A 19,084-nucleotide genomic window follows, 5' to 3' on the forward strand; every position below is an offset into this window, starting at 1 on the left:
TTATATTTAAATGATATTTTTAAACGATGAAATGCATATTATGCGGCATCAATGAGGCCTATAGGGACGGCATCTGCATTGAATGCCTTACCAGCATGAAGAATGTTTCCTATGATAAAATAAATATTACAGTGTGCCCAAAATGTGGTTCAATTAAGATAAATAAGAGGTGGTACTATAACAATCCTGATGATGCTTTATTTAATTTTGTCTCCAGGATGCTGGAAAAGAAGAATAACAGCATTAAAAAAATTTACAATTACTTAAAGGATGATTACATAAACGTTAACATTGTTTTCGATGATGGCATTGAAAAAAATGTAAGCATACCAATGGATGTTTCCAGGGAGAGCTGCCCTGTTTGCAATAAATTAACAGGATCATACTACGAGGCCATAATACAGCTAAGAACCTTTTCAAGGGATAGATCACATTTAATAGATACTGCAAGGGACAATATAATAAATGATATTAAAAGATACAATGTAAATGATCCAAACTCATTTGTTTCAAAGGTTGTAAATCTTAAGGAGGGCATAGACATATACCTTGGAAAGAGGGACGACGCGGCAAAGGTTATAAAAAATCTTGATTCAAAGTACTTTATTGACACAAAGGTAACAAAGTCACTTGCAGGCAAGAAGGATGGAAAGGATGTATTTAGATACACCCATTTAATAAGAATATTCGATCTTGAGCCGGGATCAATAATATTCAGCAGGGGAAGAAACTACATGGTAAAATCCGTTGAGCCCGGAAACATAAACATAATGGATTTATCATTGAAAAAAGATTTAACGATGGATGAAAAAACATTCTTCTCATCAAACTTTGATCTTATAAGAAGGTCTGAAAAGAGAAGGTTTATTGTCATATCAAACAATGGTTCCGAAACCGAACTTATGGACGAGAAGAATTTTAATATTGTAACCATAAAGGGAATAATAAAAAGCGATTCAATAGATCTTTACAATTACAATGATGAATATTATATTATATAAAATGCAAAACAGTATAATTAAAATAGTTAAAACTGATTGTTTTATATGGTTGATAAAAGCGAGATAATGGAATGGTTCAAAAATGGGAGCGACGATGCCAAGAATCTTATAGATTTAAAATGGAATGCAGTCGATACAGGAAACTATGTAATTTTGCAGAGCGATAAGATCCCGTTTGCACTTTTCATGTCATCGAACAATGATGGAACTATATCATTGATCGTTAGAACCGGAATAGAAACCGCGACAATAGATAACAATGAAAGGTTAAAGATATATAGAATATTATTAATATTAAACAGGCGTGTTGAGCTTGTAAAATTTATGCTTGATGGTATAAATGAGGAGGTTGTTTCCAGGGTTGATTTCACGGATCAAAATTTAACAAAGGATGTAATGAACATAGGTTTAAACACAATATTAAGCGCATTCTATTTAATGGTTCAGGCATTAAACCTTCAGGAGGAATTCAACGAGCAGATCATAGAGAGGATGGCAATGCTTATAAAGAGCATGTTTGAGAATGGCAAGAGCCGTGATGAAATAAAGGAATATCTAGTTAAAACCACCGGTATACGTGACGAGGATGCGGAAAGGTTAATAAGCGAGGTGCTTGATTCGAACAAGCCACCAAGCAGCATGTATCAGTGATGATTATGAAGATATCTGATTTAAATAGTGAAAATAATAACGTTTCGCTTAAGCTTAAGGTTCTGTCCGTTGATAAGAGGGAGATAAAATCAGAGGAAAAATCAAAGATATACTATTACGGCCTTGTCGGCGATGAAACCGGGGTAATACCATTTACGGCATGGGAGTTCCCTGATGTAATAAAATCGGGCGATGTAATAGAGGTAAAATACGCCCATCTAAAAGAGTACCGTGGCAAGTTCAGGCTTTACTTCGACTCAAGAACGGAGATAATGGTCAAACCCGGTGAGAACATAGAGATTAAAAACACGTACAAGGATTTAAAGATAAAGGATTTGAATCCTGTTACACCATTTGTAACGGTTTCCGGTAAGGTAACGAATGTAACAAAGAGGGAAAACGATAAGACAGGTACAATATACTCTGGATATATAGAGGATGACACCGGCAGGGTCAGGTTTTCATCATTTGGCGTTCCACTGGAGAATAACAGATTTTACAGGATAGAGGGTGCCAGGGTATCAATGTATTCAAATAGAATAGAGATAACAGTAAGCAACAAAAGCGTTGTAAAAGAAATAGAATCTGATATGAACCTTGAAAGGAACTATAAGATCTTTGATATAAAAAATCCTGTCGGCGGCATAAATATTATGGGATTTATAATAACACTTGGTGAGAAGAGCGGAATAATAAAAAGATGCTCTGTATGCAATAAAACGATATCTTTAAACGTTTGCCCTGACCATCCAGATGCAGGGATAAACCTGGACATATTCGCCTATTTTACAATAGATGATGGCACCGGCTTTGTCAGGGCAACGGCAGGCAAGGATGCAATACTTCCATTAATAAACATAAATGAAAATGAAATAGCAAGGAAGGCATCAATTATTTACAATGAAATGTATAAAAAACTTTATGGTCATGCTTTTAAATTCACAGGGAACTTCATAAAAAAGGATGATGAGCTTGATTTTCAGGTTATTAAGGCAAATAGTATAACAGATGATGAGATAAAGATTGAAATGGTGGAGATGGAAAATGAACTTTCCTAAAAGAGAGAGATCGTACTGGATCTTTTCTAAAGAATTAAAGGATTCAAACATCATTGATGAAAACGATGATAAATACATAATAACACCACTTGGCTCCAGGCTTAGAAGGTTATTCATTGCCGGTTCCGTAACATACAAAAACAGCGATGATAAAATGATAAAGGCCACTGTTTCCGATGGCCTTGGCTCATTTTATCTAACATCATTTAAAAATGATTACCATGAGGAGGTCAATGATGTATTAAATAGCATAGGCACAGGTGATCTATTATCAGTCATGGGCAAGATAAGCTATTTTAAAAACAATGAGGATATCTTTTATTTTTCAATTGTTCCTGAGCTTGTATCTGTTATATCAGATAATGAGAGGAGATTCTGGAGCTACAGAACATTATACATATCAAGGAGAAAATTAATGGCAATAAGGGAGGCATTTAAGGACGATGTAACCAGCGAAACCCTTACAGGCCTTGGTTATTCCATTGATGAGGCTGAATCCGCAATCAGGGCCAAAAAGTATTACAATAACTATGATTTCAATGGCTATCTTCAAATGATCTCAAGCATAAACTTTGAAAATGGCATCCAGCAGGAATCACAGAACTACTATGACATAATATTAGATTACATTAAAAACAACGATGATGGCACGGGATGCCGCTATGATGATATTGTCATAGCCGCCAGGAATGCAAAGATATCCCAGGATAAGGTTGATGAAATACTAAATTACCTTGGATCACAGGGTGACATATACGAGGTTTCATTAAAAAGGTACAAGGCATTAATATAATTAAAAAAAATTTATTAAATAATTAATGATAATCAAAAATGAGGATCTCAATAATAGGCCTTGGCCATATTGGCCTTTCAGTGCTTGATATAATAAAAAGCAGGAACGATGATTACAGGAAAAATAACAATGGGATAAGTATTGTAAGTGCCAGCGATTCAAAATTAACATTATATAATGAGAATGGCCTTGATCCCGGGAAGATTATCAATTATAAAAAATCAAAAAGGCTTGAGGAAATAGATTATGAAAAAATAAAATTTGATGAGATCTTTGAAATAAAGCCAGATGTTATAGTTGATGTTTCTCCGGCAACAAAGGATGGAATAAGGGGGAAAAATCTGTATATAAACGCCTTTGAGCATGGCATTGACATAGTTACCGCAAACAAGGCTCCACTGGCATTGCACTGGCATGACATAATGGATTCGGCATCAAAAAACAGGAGAATTATAAGGTACGAGGCATCTGTCGGCGGCGGTGTTCCACTTTTTAACCTAAGGCAGTTCTGCACGATGTCTTCAAGAATAATTAATTTCACAGGGCTTGTAAGCTCCACGATAAACTATGTTCTTAACCAGGAGCTTTCTGGTGTTGGCTTCCTTGATGCGGTCAAAATAGCACAGAATATGGGTATAGCAGAAACGGATTACAGTGATGATACCATGGGACTGGATTCCGCCAGGAAGACTGTTATACTTGCAAATTCCCTATTTAATAAAGATATTACATTAAGGGATGTAACATACGATGGCATAGAAAACATTGATATTTCGTCAATGGACAATGAAAAGGTTTACAGGGTCGTTGCAATGATAGAAAATAATGGCGGTTTCCATGCTGAATCTAAAATAAGGGCATTCAGCAGGAACGATTTTCTTGGCATGATAAGCCCTCTGTCAATGGCATATTCAATGGAAACTGATATAAATGATAATATAAACATCTTTGAAAACCATGACGGTCCTCTTCAAACAGCAGCACAGGTTGTAAACGATGTAATGCTGCTTAAATATAAAATATGATCCTTTTATATTAAATTTAATATCAATATTTTGTAAATATATGTATTTACATCTTAATTGTTATAAATGAAATTATATTTTATATCTTTTAATGGTATTATAAACCATGAAGATCTCGATCATAGGTGCCGGTACCATTGGCCGTGCAATGGCCGAGGCATTAAAGGATGATTATGAAATTGGATTAAGCTCCAGGGACTTTTCAAAGCTTGAATCCTGGTCAGGAGGGCGTTTTAAATTATTTAAAAACAACGCTGAAAACGCAGCTTATGGTGATTTAATTATATTGAGCGTTAAACCATTTAATATCGATGATGTTTTAAACGAAATAAAGGATAATATAAAAAATAAGATAATAGTATCATTTCTGGCAGGCATAAACATTGATTACATAGAATCATATGCAAAAACAAGTATATTCCGTGCAATGCCAAACCTGCCAATAATAACCGGTGATGCAATAACTGCGGTTGCATATAAAAATGCAGATGAAAATACCATAAAAATCGTTGATGATATATTCAAAAAGACCGGTGAATGCATATTTATAGATGAGAAGAGCATGGATGCTGTAACTGGTTTAAGCGGAAGCGGGCCTGCATTTATATCAATAATGATAGATTCCATGATAGTGGCAGGAATAAGGATGGGACTATCAAGGGATACTGCAAGAAAATTAACATTAAAGACCTTTGAGGGCACTGCAAGATTAATGGAAAAAACCGGCCTGCCACCATCCGAGATAAGGGATCGGGTTATGACGCCTGCAGGAACGGCGGCAGCGGGTGTATTTGAGATAGAAAATGGAAATATAAGAACAACAATAGCAAGGGCTGTTGAGGCATCAACAAAAAGGTCAATGGAATTAAAAAGAAAATAATTATACAACACAGGCCGTTGATATCGAATCGTTTTCTGTTAATCCAACGAGCCTTACACCGGATGCAAACCTTGATAAAATGCTTATATCTGATGACTTTATTCTTATTGTTTGATCATTTTTTGTTACTATTATGATCTCGTCATCATCCTTTACAGGCAGTGCCATGACAAGTTTTCCGGTCTTCTCATTCTCCTTAAATAAGTAAACGCCACTGCTGCCCCTGTGATGTTCCGGAAATTCCGTGGCCCTTGTTCTCTTTCCAAGACCATTCTCTGTGATGCTTAATATTGTATCATCGTCTTTAACAGGAAATGCAGATATTACATACGAACCGTTTAATTTCATGGATTTTACCCCCCTGGATGATCTTGATGTAAGTGGAACCTCATCGCTTAGAAAGACCGCGGCCTTGCCGTTTGATGCCGCCACAAAGATCTTTGATGAACCTGAAATCTCGCTAACAGAGACAACCTCATCGTTATTTGCAAGGTTTATTATCTTTATTCCAGATTTTCTCATATCAAGTATCTCGGAGATGTTTGTCTTTTTTATAAAGCCGTTTTTTGTGACTATTATTAATAAATCCTCAAGGTTCTCCGGTGATTTTATGATCTGCCTTATGATTTCATTATCGTTTAATTTCAAAAATTTGTTGCCGCTGACACCTAATGCCTTTCTATCCCTTTTTTCTATCCTGTATGCCTTTTCCTTAAGAACGCGGCCAGTGTTTGTAAAGAAATACAGTGTATCATGTGCCATGCATGAAACAACAGATTTTACGGAATCGTTATCCCTTGTGTTTGTTATTATGCCACGGCCACCACGACGCTGTGATTTGTATTCATCCAGTGAGACCCTCTTTAAGAGACCTTTCTCGCTGAGAATTATAACTGATTCCTCATTTGGTATAAGATCCTCCTCATCGCGGCGGCTTATCTCGCCCTCTATTACCTCGGTTCTTCTCCTATCGCCGTACTGTTTTTTTATCTCGTCAAGCTCGGCTTTTAAAACGTTCTTCCTTGTATTTTCATTGTTAACGACATCGCTTAAATATTCTATTTTTTTGTTTATTTCATCGATCTCTTCCTTTAATTTTGATATTTCTAGGGCGGTTAACCTCTGTAACCTCATGTCAAGTATCGCATTTGCCTGTACCTCGGTTAATGATAGCTCTTTCATTAATGATGATCTTGCGCTGTTAACATCGCTTGATGATCTTATGATCTTTATAACAAGATCAATGTTATTCAATGCTATTAAAAGACCGTTTAATATATGCATCCTTTCATTAAGCTTTTTTAAATCGTATTCAGATCTCTTCTTTATAACATCAAGCCTGAAACCTATGAAATTTTTAATGAGATCCTCAAGGTTCATAACCACCGGAACATTATCAAGCAAAACAAGATTTGTAACGCTTATCGATGTTTCAAGCTGGGTCTTTTCATAGAGCTGATTTACAACAAGATCAATCCTGTCATGACCCTTTACCTTTATAACTATTCTTATTCCATTGCGGTCACTCTCATCCTTTATATCAGATATATTATTTATCTGGTCATTGTTAACAAGATTTGCAAGATCCTGTATGTACTGTGCCTTGTTAAGGCCGTATGGCAGGCTTTTTATAATGATCCTTTTATCTTCTGCCTCTATGCTTCCGCGGCATATGACCTTTCCATGGCCTGTTTTATATATATCTATCATGTCCTTTGTTCTGTATATGATTCCACCGCCTGGAAAATCCGGGCCCTTTATGAATTTTAACAGATCATATAAACTAGAATCCTCATGGTCTATCTTATATTTTATTGCATCACACACCTCATTAAGATTGTGCGGCAGCATGTTTGTTGCCATACCAACGGCTATGCCAGATGTTCCATTAATAAGCAGCTGCGGTATCTTTGATGGAAAATAAACAGGTTCATTTAATGATCCGTCAAAGTTTGGCATGAAAGGTACCGTTTCCTTATCAATGTCTCTTATCATCTCCTCGGCTATCCTTGCAAGCCTTGCCTCGGTATACCTCATGGCCGCAGGTGCATCACCGTCTATTGAGCCGAAGTTCCCCTGCCCGTCAACCAATGGATACCTTAATGAAAAATCCTGTGACATTCTTGCAAGCGCATCGTATATCGCAGAGTCACCATGTGGATGGTACTTACCCATGGTCTCTCCAACAATACGTGCTGATTTTTTATATGGCTTATCGTGATTAAGGTTTAATTCATACATTGAATATATTATTCTTCTCTGAACGGGTTTTAACCCATCCCTTACGTCTGGTATCGCCCTGCTCACTATAACGCTCATTGCATAGTCAAGATATGAGTTTTTTATCTCTTCCTCAATAGGTCTCATCATTTTTAACACCCTATATGTCAAGATTCTTTACGAATTTTGCATTTTCCTCTATGAACTTGCGCCTTGGCTCAACCTTTTCGCCCATTAATATGTTAAAAAGCTCATCTGCATACATAGCATCCTCTATTGTAACCATGACGATGCGCCTCTTTTCAGGATTCATTGTTGTATCCCAGAGCTGCTCAGGGTTCATCTCCCCAAGACCCTTAAAACGCTGTATTGTTGCATTTCCAAGCTTCTTTAAAAGCCTGTCCTTTTCATCGTCAGTGTAAACATAGTTTATATCAGTTCCCTTCTGTATTCTGTAAAGCGGTGGTTCGGCAAAGTAGACATGGCCCAATTCTATTAACGGCCTCATGAACCTGTAAAAGAACGTTAAAAGCAGTGTTCTTATATGTGCACCATCAACATCGGCATCCGTCATTATTATTATCTTATCGTACCTTAATTTTTTCTCATCAAAGTTCTCCTTAATGCCAGAGCCTATGGCAGTTATTAGATTCTTTATTTCCTCGTTTACAAGAACCTTGTTGTCACCGGCCTTTTCAACGTTTAATATCTTTCCCCTCAATGGAAGTATTGCCTGGAATTCCCTGTTTCTTGCCTGCTTGGCCGAGCCTCCTGCGGAATCACCCTCAACAATGTACAGTTCGGTTTTAGCCGGATCATCACTTGAACAATCCGCAAGCTTTCCCGGAAGGCTTGAACCACTGCTTAATGCTGATTTTCTTTTTATTAATTCCTTCTGGCTTCTGCTGGCCTCCCTGATCTCTGCTGATAGTATAACACGCTTTGCTATTGCATCAGCTGTTACAGGATATGATTCAAAGTATGACTTTAGATACATCTCGGTTGCGGATGCAACTATTGATTTTATTTCGCTGTTTCCAAGTTTTTCCTTTGTCTGGCCCTCGAACTGTGGCCTCATTAATTTCACATGTATTGCCGCAATCAGTCCGTCCCTTGTGTCGTCACCTGTTATATTCAATTTTGATAGATTCTTTGATTTTATGTAGTCTATTATTGCCCTGGATAAACCTGTATAGAATCCGGTGACGTGCGTTCCATCGTATATCGTTCTTATATTATTTGCAAAGCTCTCAACAATCTTTGAGCTGTCTGTTACATAAAGAAAGGCAAATTCCAGTGAGTACTTACGAATTTCATTGTGAACCTCCTTTTCAATCTCCGTTGAATAGTATATCGGATCCTTGTAAACTGGATCCTTGTTTGATGAGATGTATTTAACAAATTCAGATAAGCCGCCTGTGAAATGGTATGTTTCCTTTTTTGATGTTCTTTCATCCTCAACTGTTATTGTAACCTGCGGATTTAAAAATGCGAGCTGCCTGCATCTGCCAGCTATTATTTCATATGAAAAATCTCTCACATCAAAGATCTGCGGATCCGGATGGAACTTTATTATGGTCCCATGATTGGCAAGCTTTATTTTTACATCCTTTATTGTTGAAGCCATTATGTAATCGAGTTCCTCCATCTTTGTTACGGGGAGGCCACGCTCAAACTTCTCTATGTATAATTTATCATTCTTTTTTACAATTGCCTCAAGGTAATCTGAAAGCGCATTTACCACATGAACGCCTACGCCGTGAAGACCGCCGGTGACCTTATAAACATTTTTATCAAATTTTGCACCGCTGTGAAGTTCTGTTAAAACAATCTCAAGTCCCGGTCTCTTGTATTTTGGATGCATGTCAACCGGTATGCCACGTCCATCATCCTCAACGGATATGCTGCCGTCTTTATATATTATTATATAAATATTTGAACAGAAACCTGCCATTGATTCATCTATACTGTTATCTATTACCTCATAAACCATATGGTGAAGTCCTTCCTCGCTGGTGTTTCCTATGTACATTCCTGGAGTCTGCCTTACTGCCTTAAGACCCTCAAGAATTTGTATTTGAGATGCGTTGTATTCATCCATATAAATCTATACAATATTACCTAAGACTTAATAACCTTTCCATGAAGAATTGGCGCTAAAATCCGCCTTTTATTAATATATTTTGTCTTATTGATTAAAATGATGAACAAAATTGACGATATGCTTAAGATTTTCAACCGGTGTCTCAGGTATGACACCATGGCCAAGGTTGAATATATAGCTGGATCTGCCAGCAGCATTTATAATGTCTGACGTTTCTTTAAGCGCATAGCGTAAATTGTAGGCTGCTATTAACGGGTCAAGGTTGCCCTGAAGACCCTTCTTATTAACCATGGATCTTGCAAGTTTCATGTCAAGACGCCAGTCAACGCTTATATAATCAATGTTAAGTCTTGAGAGTTTTTCTATTATAGATGATGTGCCTGTGCTAAAATATATAACAGGTACATTTATCTCTGATAATATCTCCTCGATATGCCCTTTTATGTAATTTTCATATGTCTGCGGTGATAGATATCCAAGCCAGCTGTCGAAGATCTGTATTGCATCAACACCTGCACGCACCTGAAGCCTTATGTATTTTATTATCATGTCCTTTATAATATTAATATAATCATTGAATTTATCATCTGAAAGCATTGATCTTTTTGTTAGGTTTAAATTGCTATCCGGGCCCCCGGCAATGATGTATGATAATACAGTTATAAGACCGCCAGAGAAACCTATTAATGGAAAATGATATTTTTCTTTAAAGATTTTTATTGCATCGTATATTTTATATTTAAAATTTGATTCCTCAAAGTATATTATATCTTTCATGTCGTGGTTTTTTATATATCCATTTATGATCCTTGGCCCGCCGGGCAGGAATTCTATTTTATATCCAAGGGCCTCAAGCGGTATTGTAATATCTGAAAATATTATTGCGGCATCAACGTTTAAAATTCTGACCGGATCGTATGATATACCTGCGATCAATTCAGGGTCCATGCATATCTCTTTTATTGTCATCCTGCCTTTTTTCTCGTTGTATTCCTTTAAATAGCGTCCTGCCTGTCTCATGAACCAAACAGGTATTGTATCTGAATAACCGTTCCTTATCATTGATATAAAGCTGTTCATGGCTTTATCCTTCTAACAGTTCTTGGATATGGTATTGCATCCCTTATATTATTTAAATTACATATCCAGTTAACAAGACGGTCAAGACCGAGACCGAATCCACTATGGGGCACGCTTCCGTATCTTCTTAGATCTATGTACCAGTAATAATCCTCCTCTGGAAGGCCGGCCTTTTTCATTCTTTCGAGGAGCTCATCAAGCCGCCATATCCTCTCACCACCGCCTATGATCTCGCCGTAGCCCTCCGGTGCCAGCAGGTCATGGCATAGAATCTCTCCTGGATTTTCAGGGTCCGGAAGATGGTAAAATGTCTTTAATTCTTCCGGATAATTTGTAACAAACAGTGGCTTTTCATAATGTATCATTATATTGTATTCTTCGTCAGCGCCAAGATCATCACCATACTTTAAATTCATGCCAAACTCCCTTGATTTGTTTATTAAATCACGGTACTTTATCCTTGGAAACGGTGCCTTTATCCTTTCAAGTTTTGATATATCCCTGTTTATTAATTTTAGGTCCTTCTCGTTTTTATTTAAAACCTCGGAGACTATATATTCTATCATTTTTTCCTCGACATTCATCATGTCATCGTTGTGAAGCCATGCTGCCTCACCCTCGGCATGCCAGTATTCTGATAGATGCCTCCGTGTTCTTGATTTTTCAGCCCTGAAGCTTGGTGCTATTGTAAACACCTTTTCAAGGCTGAAGATCATGGTTTCAAGATAAAACTGTGAGCTTTGTGTTAAATATACATCATCATCAAAGAACTTTAACTTGAATAAAGTCGCACCACCCTCGGTTGCTGTTGACACCATCATTGGACCCTGAACCTGGTAGTAACCGTTGTTATAAAAGAAATCCGCAAAGGCCTTAAAAACCGTTGATCTTATCTTTAATATTGATGTGAATTCCCTGCTTCTTAACCATAGATGCCTGTTGTCTAAAAGAAACTCGTCACTTTTATCCTTTGTTATTGGAAAGAATTCGTTTCTTTGATATATCTTAAAATCGCTTATTTTTATCTCATAGCCGGTGACGGCACGCTCATCCTTGCTAACCTGGCCAGTTACCTCAAGACTGCTTTCAACTGTTAATGATGATATATCGTTGTACCTTTCGCCAAGGCTGCTTGATGCAACGCACTGAACAATGTCTGTTGAATCCCTTATAATGATAAATGTTATCCTTCCGGAGCTCCTTATTCTGTAAACCCAGCCGTGTATGGTAACTGTTTTGCCTATGAAATCATCATTAAGTATGCTTTCTATGCTTTCCATTTGTTCAATATATCACATGGATATATTTATCTTATCCATGAAAATCATGAAATATAAAGAAAACATACTTAATTATGGTCTTCTGTGTTATGTATAATATAAAAATGAAGGAACAGCACCCATCAACAATCTGCGTGCTTCTATCAAAATTCGAGGATTCATTAAAGGCCATGATTGATGTTGTTACATCGCCGTTGATCGATGAGAGCCTTGAGGAATTTATAGAGGAGTATGCCAGAACAGATGAGATCATGCCCGAGGATAAAACCATAGGCTTTATAATAATCAATAAGGATAAAAAGGTTATTTCAATAACGTTTACACAGAACATGGGAATAAACAAGAACAGTGTTGAGGAGATAGTAAAAAAATATAAGGATCTTGGATATAAAACAGAGATAGAGTACGCGAACACACCGTTTTAATACATTGTTAAATTATATTCTTTATCCTTTTCCGTATATGATCTAAATGAGTTTATGCCAAGTATCTCTGATATCCTTTTCATCTGATCGACATAGCTTTTATCATAGACCTCCCTGCCAAGCTTTAGCCTTTTAAGCTCATCATCATAGATTACAACCTCCCCGTGCTTTAAAAGGCAGTGTATGCATTCAGCCGCACTTATTTCATCATCCTTTAATTCATTAAAACATTCCTCTATACCCATAAAAATCACCTTATATCCTGGCAACACCAAGAATATACGAAAACAGTGAAAATGAAAAGAACAGGGCTATCGTTATGAATGCGCTTATAATCACTGTATATTTTACTCCCATGGTAAGGTTGAACTCCTCCTTAACAGGCCTTCTGTATTCGTATGTTATTACCCTTAGATAATAAAAGACAGAGATGACGCTGTTTATTATTGCTATTACCGCAAGCCACCATATGTTTCCTATAATCAATGTAAAGAACAGGAAGTATTTTGCAAGGAAGCCGCCGGTTATTGGAACACCGGCAAGTGACAGTAACAATATTGCAAATGAGAATGCAAGCAGTGGTGATTTTTTGTTTAGGCCGGCCATATCATCTATCATAATTTTGTCCTTTTTGAATATGCTCATTGATATGAACGATGCACCTTTCATGAATATATATGCAAGTGAGTAAAATGCCGCGGATGCCAGTCCAAAGTCTATGAAAACGCTCCTTGAAACAAGCGTATGATACGGATAGCTTATTATTGCATAAACAAGTATTAAATAACCTGCCTGTGCAACGCTTGAATAGGCGAGCATTCTTTTTAGATTCGTCTCCGAAAGTGCCGAGACATTTCCATAGGTCATTGTGAGTATCGAGAGTATTGCAAAGAAATAGAATATGTATATATTATATCCAGGGAAACCAAGGTACAAAACCTTTAAAAAGAGAAAATATGCAGCTATCTTGCTGCCTGTTGATAAAAATGATGATACTGAATTCATTGAACCATCGTATGTATCAATTGCCCACTGCTGCATCGGGAATATTGCAAGCTTAAAACCAAAGCCTATGATCATAAAGACCAGGGCCAGTATCAAGGCCCTGCTGTATGAAATATTAACAATGTTAAGGAGATTAAATGTTCTTGTTGAAAGGTAAAATAACGATATACCAAAAATATTAAATGACGTGCCTATAACGCCTATAAAAAGGTACTTAACAGCACCCTCAAGGTTTCTCCTTGTTTTGTTATATGCCGCAAGTATGTATGTTATTATAGTTAACCCCTCAAAGGAAACAAAGAGCACTATAAGATTATAAGAATAAGCTATTATAAGCATGGATGCGGTCATAAAGAGCAAAAGAGCGTAGAAAACATCAGGTTTTTCCTTTAAATCATGCATCGTTGGTACAACTATAATTATCACAGATATTATTAATATCAATGAGAATATCTCATCGAACCTTGAAAACTTTAACTGATTATATATAAGACCATTAAATGGCATTATTATTACAAGTATAAATGAAACTGCCAGTGACGCCATTGCCATAGCTGCAAAGAGTTTTTTGCTCTGGGATCTTATGCCAATGGCAAGAAGAACAAAACCCATTACGCCAAGAAATATAACCGGATATAAATACTCTATATAATTCATGATAGCCCTCCAGTATTCATGGATATTAACAGGCATATAGAAATAACAGCTGCGCAATTTTTTGTGAACCATTCTATGATGCCCTGATTCATGCTTGTGTATCGTATATGCCCTTTTATAAATTGATATAGGGAAAAAAATATGTCGCTTACCATTTTATCTCTTTCAAAAGTGATATTGTTATCCTGCCGTACTTTTTATAAACCATGGTTAGTATTGCTATGCCAACTGCAGATTCTATGACGCCTATGGCAATTGCAAAGAGCACAAAGATCAAAACACCTGTTGAGAAATAAAACGATGATACGGAAACACCTGCAAGGATTGCTGAATTTATTATGATTTCAAGCGATATCAGCATTTTAATCCCAACGTTTGATGTTGATATTCCGTACAAACCTATTGAAAACAGTATTAATGAAAGCATTAATAAATATACTATGTTCATCTTCTCTCCTCCCATGCTATGTACATAACACCTATTATTGCGGCAACAAGTATCAATGATAGAAGCTCAAAGGGTATTATATATGTTGAAAAGAGCTCTGTGCCTAGCCTTGATATATTCTGTGATCTTATTATAAAGCTCCCACGTATAAAGGCGAAGTTTACAGCAAATATTATGAAGAATACTATTATTGCTATTTTTTGTAATTTATTCCTCAACGTCCTCACCCCCGGTTAGCATTAATGTGAAAACAAGAAGTGTAACTATTGCCCCTGCATAGACAAGAAGCTCGACACTGCCCACAAAGCTTAAACCAAGAGATATAAAAAGACCTGAGATTATTATTAGAAATATTAAAAGGTATATCGATGAGTGAATCAATTTTTTACTGGAAATTACCATAAATGATAGAATTACAAGGAGTATGGCAAAGATAAAGAAAACTATGTAATAATAGCTCATTTTATCACGTCCTTCTCCTGCATTGTAAGCTCCTGGGGCGAGTAGGTAAAGCTGTTCCTGGTTCTTGCCGTTTCGAATTCGTGGGTTAAATAAATTGCGTTTGTTGGGCATATTTCCTCGCAGTTCCTGCATACAGTGCAGGTTCCAAAGTTCACATCAGGATACAAATGCCTTTTATTCTGGGCATTTTCTCTCACACCCCTGGCTGTTTTTATTGCATGTGCACCTGTATTCTGGGAGGATAGATCCCAGACCTCCATTTTTATACTGTGATTTGGGCATATCTGCTGGCATAGTGTGCAGCCTATGCATGATTCCGGGCTTAAAAATATTCTGTACCTGAACCTCTCCGGTATATCCCCCTTTTCCTCTGGATACTGTACTGTAACAGGTTTTTTAAATATGAATTTACCCACATGGTACATTGTCTGGATCTCGCCTATCAACGGCAGCGGTTTTTTTGGTATTTCTATTTCCTTAACATTTGCGGTCATAACATCACCATACATACAATGTTATTAAACCTGCATAGACCAGGTTTATTATCGATATTGGCAGAAGGTACTTCCAGCCCATATTAACAAAACGATCTATTCTTATTCTTGGCAGTGATATCCAGATTAAGAAGAAGATCATTACAAGAACGAAGGCCTTTATTAATAGGTATATCAAACCAAGATCTCCTGAAAGAGGTCCGTTGTATCCGCCAAGGTATAATAATGATATTAGCAGTGATGCAAAGAAGACCATTGCAAATAATGGTATGTAAAAGAGACCAAAACGCATGCCCGAATACTCGGTTGTGTATCCTGTTATTAACTCGCTGTCGCTCTCCGCAAGATCGTATGGAGAATGTGATGCCCTGGCAACCATGCCTATAAAGAATACTATAAGACCAAGGGGTTCCACAATGCCATATGGTATTATCTCTGATGTTACAATGCCTGTTATTGAAAATGGATCAGCAACCTTTCTTGAGGCTATCATTATTATTGCAAGAACGCTTATTATCATGGGAACTTCAAATGAAACGTCCTTGGCAATACCCCTTAATGTTCCAAGGAGTGCATAGTTGCTTTTTGTGCTTATTCCGCCTATGACCTCTCCTATGGGCATTATTGATAGAACTGCAAAAACAAGTATTATTGTTACCTGTGAATTAACTATGTTTAATGATCCAAAATAGTAGAAGCTGCCGTATGGTATTAATATAAAGGCAGTTATAACAGAGATCATTACAAGTATTGGCGCAGTTTTATAGGCAAGATCGTCACGGTTCTTTGGCAGTATTGGCTCCTTCTGTATTAATTTAAGTGCATCTGCTATAAGCTGCAACAGTCCAAACTTGCCAACCCTGTTTGGGCCTATCCTCAGCTGTATCCTTGCCATGTATTTTCTGAAGAAGTATATTAAACCAACAAATGAAATTGCGACAAGTATAAAGAATATTATAATTTCTATTATATATGCCAGTGGATATGATGCAATGCCAAGAGGCGATAGCCACTGGTGTATTCTTAAAAGAACGTTCATCTGTCCACCTCCCCGGTAACGGCGTCAATTGTACCTATTATTGATATAAGGTCTGCTATCATGTAACCGCGGGCAAGTTCAGGAAGCACTGATAGATTCTTAAATGCAGGGCTTCTTACATGGACGCGGTATGGCTTTGTTGTGCCATTACCAACAATATAAACGCCGAACTCGCCCTTGTCAGATTCTATTCTACTGTATGCCTCACCGTTTCCTGTCACTCTTAACATTAATGATTTCTTCGCCTTTGGATTAAAGTATGGTCCTGCCGGTATCTTTGAAAGGCACTGTTCAATAATTCTTATTGATTGCCTCATCTCCTCAACACGTAGAACAAACCTTGCAAGATTGTCCTTTTTATTTGATATTGGTACATCAAAATTTACCTTATCATAGAAAAGATATGGCTCAACACGCCTTATATCATATGGTACCCCTGTGGACCTTAACAATGGGCCTGTAACGCCATAGTCAAGTGCCGTCTCCCTTTCAAGTATTCCTATATTATTATTCCTCTCATAAAATATCTCGCTGTGTATGAACTGATTATATATATCTTCAAGCCTCTTTTTAAACTGTTCTATAAATGTTTTTATATCGTCAATGATTTTATCTGTAAGATCCTGATAAACGCCGCCTATGCTCATGTAATTAACCTCCTGGCGTCCACCGGAGGCCTCAACGAATATTTTCTGGATCTTTTCCCTTTCAATGAAGCAGTGAAAGAATGGTGTTAACATGCCGAAATCAAGGCCAAGAGCCCCGAGGCCGACCAGCCTTGATGCGAGCCTGCTTAGCTCTGCCATGATCATTCTTATCCATATTGCACGCTCCGGCGGCTCTATACCGGTTAATTTTTCAACCGCCGTTAGGTATCCGAGCTCCATGTTCATTGCATCAAGGTAATCCATTCTATCAAAGTATATTATTGCATCAGGATATGGATTAAGCTCACAGATCTTCTCAGCGTTTCTGTGCAGGTAGCCTATCTGTATGTCAACATCCTTTACAATCTCACCGTCAAGCAGAACCTTAAATCTGTAAATTCCATGTGCTGATGGATGTACCGGCCCAAAATTCACCTCAACCCAGTGCGGCATTTACCATCCCTCATTAGGATCAAAGCTAACATGCTCATTGCCTTCCCTATCCATTGAGACGTACTGTACCTTTTTTAGATCATAATCCTTTCTTAATGGATGGCCAACCCATTCATCAGGAAGTAGTATGCGCCTAAGATTCTCATGACCGTCAAAGATTATCCCCATAAGATCGTACTGCTCACGCTCATCCCAGTCAGCAGCCTTCCATAACCTTGTAAGTGATGGAACATGGGAATCCTCTGTATCGACTTTTATCTCAAGGTACTCATTTTTATCGTAATTGTATATATGATAAACAACCTCTATGTATGATTTCATGTCAACGCCTGTTATAGCGGAAAGGTAATACCCATCCCTCTTCTTTTGCTCCATGAATTCTATTAAATCCTCCTTTTTTATTTTATATATCTTCCTTCCGAATTTATCCTGGGATTCCTCAATAATATCAACCATAGTATCACCTGTCCGTTTCATTCCTTATCTTCTTCTGTAATAGCAAGATACCATTTGTAAGGGCCTGCGGGCTTGGCGGGCATCCAGGAACGTAGACGTCAACCGGTATCACCCTGTCAACGCCAAGCACAACTGAGTAACCGTCAACGTATGGCCCACCCTGTATAACGCAGACACCCATGGCTATTACATATTTTGGATATGGCATTTCCTCGTAGATGCGCCTTACCCTTGGTGCCATCCTTTTTGTGGTTGTTCCTGCAACAATCATTAGATCGGCCTGTCTTGGCGAGTTTCTGAATATTTCGCTGCCGAACCTTGCTATATCAAGATTTGAGCCCTGTGTTGCCATCATCTCAATGGCACAGCAGGCAAGACCCATTGTAAGCGGCCATAATGAATTTGATCTTGCCCATTCAAGGGCCTTTTCCACCGTTGTAAGCTGGTATCCAAAATCACCAGTTTTCATTTCATCCACCTCATATAACCCATCTTAAATGCATAATAAACAGCAAATAAAGGCATTACAAGGAATAAAATGGTCTCTATAAATGGAAACAGGCCAAGCCTGTAGAAATCAAATGCCCATGGAAGCAATAATAACATGTCTATATCAAACAAAACAAAGAGGAGCACTATTATATAGTACTGTATTGTTACATTTCCCTCCCTGTATTCCTTTGCAACCTCACCGCTTTCAAATGGATGTAGATAAGAATCATCACTTGCAGGTGGATTGTTCTGTATATTTAGATTTTCTATAATGTCCTTTCTTTTAAAGCTGATCCTTTTATCCGGTTTGTATCTGTTTGCGCTAATTGCAGGCAATATAATAAAAAGTAGATACATAACAAGCACGATAATTATAAGCATCACGGCAAGCGGAATATAACCTGATAGCATACC

General features: G+C 37.4%; 22 protein-coding genes. 7 read left to right on the forward strand and 15 right to left on the reverse strand.

What is annotated here, in order from left to right; genetic code table 11:
• Window positions 1-26 precede the first annotated feature (26 nt).
• From B8780_RS04160 to proC, 6 genes are all read left to right on the forward strand, one after another.
• On the forward strand, window positions 27-1,001 hold the full coding sequence (locus B8780_RS04160; protein WP_084272771.1) for an NMD3-related protein: 975 nt from the start codon (window positions 27-29) through the stop codon (window positions 999-1,001).
• Between the two features lie 45 nt (window positions 1,002-1,046).
• Window positions 1,047-1,652, forward strand: a complete 606-nt coding sequence (locus B8780_RS04165; protein WP_084272772.1) for a DUF8183 domain-containing protein — start codon at window positions 1,047-1,049, stop codon at window positions 1,650-1,652.
• A 5-nt stretch (window positions 1,653-1,657) separates the two neighbouring features.
• Window positions 1,658-2,710 (forward strand): replication protein A, encoded by a 1,053-nt coding sequence (locus B8780_RS04170; RefSeq protein WP_011178220.1) that lies wholly within the window; start codon window positions 1,658-1,660, stop codon window positions 2,708-2,710.
• A complete protein-coding gene (locus B8780_RS04175; protein WP_084272773.1) occupies window positions 2,697-3,503 on the forward strand; it encodes a hypothetical protein in 807 nt (268 codons plus the stop codon). The genes B8780_RS04170 and B8780_RS04175 overlap by 14 nt, the downstream gene beginning before the upstream one ends.
• Window positions 3,504-3,541: 38 nt before the next feature.
• Complete coding sequence (locus tag B8780_RS04180; protein ID WP_011178218.1) at window positions 3,542-4,528, forward strand: homoserine dehydrogenase; 987 nt, start codon at window positions 3,542-3,544, stop codon at window positions 4,526-4,528.
• Window positions 4,529-4,634: 106 nt separating this feature from the next.
• On the forward strand, window positions 4,635-5,408 hold the full coding sequence (gene proC, locus B8780_RS04185; RefSeq protein ID WP_084272774.1) for a pyrroline-5-carboxylate reductase: 774 nt from the start codon (window positions 4,635-4,637) through the stop codon (window positions 5,406-5,408).
• Here the strand turns inward: proC and gyrA are convergent, their stop codons facing one another.
• The 4 genes from gyrA to asnS form a co-directional block, all read right to left on the reverse strand.
• On the reverse strand, window positions 5,409-7,778 hold the full coding sequence (gyrA, locus tag B8780_RS04190) for a DNA gyrase subunit A (protein ID WP_084272775.1): 2,370 nt from the start codon (window positions 7,776-7,778) through the stop codon (window positions 5,409-5,411). It lies immediately after the preceding gene.
• 10 nt (window positions 7,779-7,788) lie between these two features.
• Complete coding sequence (locus tag B8780_RS04195; RefSeq protein ID WP_011178215.1) at window positions 7,789-9,729, reverse strand: DNA topoisomerase subunit B; 1,941 nt, start codon at window positions 9,727-9,729, stop codon at window positions 7,789-7,791.
• Window positions 9,730-9,816: 87 nt separating this feature from the next.
• Window positions 9,817-10,812: a uroporphyrinogen decarboxylase gene (gene hemE, locus B8780_RS04200; protein WP_084272776.1), complete on the reverse strand. Its 996-nt coding sequence runs from the start codon at window positions 10,810-10,812 to the stop codon at window positions 9,817-9,819.
• Window positions 10,809-12,092: an asparagine--tRNA ligase gene (gene asnS, locus B8780_RS04205; protein WP_084272777.1), complete on the reverse strand. Its 1,284-nt coding sequence runs from the start codon at window positions 12,090-12,092 to the stop codon at window positions 10,809-10,811. Before asnS ends, hemE begins: the two co-directional genes overlap by 4 nt.
• 74 nt (window positions 12,093-12,166) lie before the next feature.
• Between asnS and B8780_RS04210 the strand changes: the two genes are divergently transcribed.
• Window positions 12,167-12,517, forward strand: a complete 351-nt coding sequence (locus B8780_RS04210; RefSeq protein ID WP_011178212.1) for a TA0956 family protein — start codon at window positions 12,167-12,169, stop codon at window positions 12,515-12,517.
• On the opposite strand, the gene B8780_RS04215 is transcribed toward B8780_RS04210, so the two are convergent.
• From B8780_RS04215 to ndhC, 11 genes are all read right to left on the reverse strand, one after another.
• Complete coding sequence (locus tag B8780_RS04215; protein WP_011178211.1) at window positions 12,514-12,762, reverse strand: hypothetical protein; 249 nt, start codon at window positions 12,760-12,762, stop codon at window positions 12,514-12,516. The two genes, B8780_RS04210 and B8780_RS04215, sit on opposite strands and share 4 nt — an antisense overlap.
• A 10-nt stretch (window positions 12,763-12,772) precedes the next feature.
• Window positions 12,773-14,179: an NADH-quinone oxidoreductase subunit NuoN gene (nuoN, locus tag B8780_RS04220; protein WP_236719380.1), complete on the reverse strand. Its 1,407-nt coding sequence runs from the start codon at window positions 14,177-14,179 to the stop codon at window positions 12,773-12,775.
• A gap of 148 nt (window positions 14,180-14,327) precedes the next feature.
• Entirely contained in the window at window positions 14,328-14,642 is a 315-nt protein-coding gene (gene nuoK, locus B8780_RS04225; RefSeq protein ID WP_236719381.1) for an NADH-quinone oxidoreductase subunit NuoK, read from the reverse strand.
• Window positions 14,624-14,845, reverse strand: coding sequence for an NADH-quinone oxidoreductase subunit J (locus B8780_RS08345; RefSeq protein ID WP_084272780.1), 222 nt, complete (start codon window positions 14,843-14,845; stop codon window positions 14,624-14,626). Before B8780_RS08345 ends, nuoK begins: the two co-directional genes overlap by 19 nt.
• Window positions 14,835-15,089 (reverse strand): NADH-quinone oxidoreductase subunit J, encoded by a 255-nt coding sequence (locus B8780_RS08350; protein ID WP_011178207.1) that lies wholly within the window; start codon window positions 15,087-15,089, stop codon window positions 14,835-14,837. Before B8780_RS08350 ends, B8780_RS08345 begins: the two co-directional genes overlap by 11 nt.
• Window positions 15,086-15,583 (reverse strand): NADH-quinone oxidoreductase subunit NuoI, encoded by a 498-nt coding sequence (gene nuoI, locus B8780_RS04240; protein WP_236719382.1) that lies wholly within the window; start codon window positions 15,581-15,583, stop codon window positions 15,086-15,088. Before nuoI ends, B8780_RS08350 begins: the two co-directional genes overlap by 4 nt.
• Window positions 15,584-15,587: 4 nt before the next feature.
• Complete coding sequence (gene nuoH, locus B8780_RS04245; RefSeq protein WP_011178205.1) at window positions 15,588-16,622, reverse strand: NADH-quinone oxidoreductase subunit NuoH; 1,035 nt, start codon at window positions 16,620-16,622, stop codon at window positions 15,588-15,590.
• Window positions 16,619-17,722: an NADH-quinone oxidoreductase subunit D gene (locus B8780_RS04250; RefSeq protein ID WP_011178204.1), complete on the reverse strand. Its 1,104-nt coding sequence runs from the start codon at window positions 17,720-17,722 to the stop codon at window positions 16,619-16,621. The genes nuoH and B8780_RS04250 overlap by 4 nt, the downstream gene beginning before the upstream one ends.
• Complete coding sequence (locus tag B8780_RS04255) at window positions 17,723-18,178, reverse strand: NADH-quinone oxidoreductase subunit C (RefSeq protein WP_084272782.1); 456 nt, start codon at window positions 18,176-18,178, stop codon at window positions 17,723-17,725. It lies immediately after the preceding gene.
• Between the two features lie 4 nt (window positions 18,179-18,182).
• Window positions 18,183-18,647, reverse strand: a complete 465-nt coding sequence (locus tag B8780_RS04260; RefSeq protein WP_011178202.1) for an NADH-quinone oxidoreductase subunit B — start codon at window positions 18,645-18,647, stop codon at window positions 18,183-18,185.
• Window positions 18,644-19,051 (reverse strand): NADH-quinone oxidoreductase subunit A, encoded by a 408-nt coding sequence (gene ndhC / locus B8780_RS04265; RefSeq protein WP_236719383.1) that lies wholly within the window; start codon window positions 19,049-19,051, stop codon window positions 18,644-18,646. Before ndhC ends, B8780_RS04260 begins: the two co-directional genes overlap by 4 nt.
• Between the last annotated feature and the right edge of the window lie 33 nt (window positions 19,052-19,084).

The organism is Picrophilus oshimae DSM 9789, from assembly GCF_900176435.1.
GTDB lineage: Archaea > Thermoplasmatota > Thermoplasmata > Thermoplasmatales > Thermoplasmataceae > Picrophilus > Picrophilus oshimae.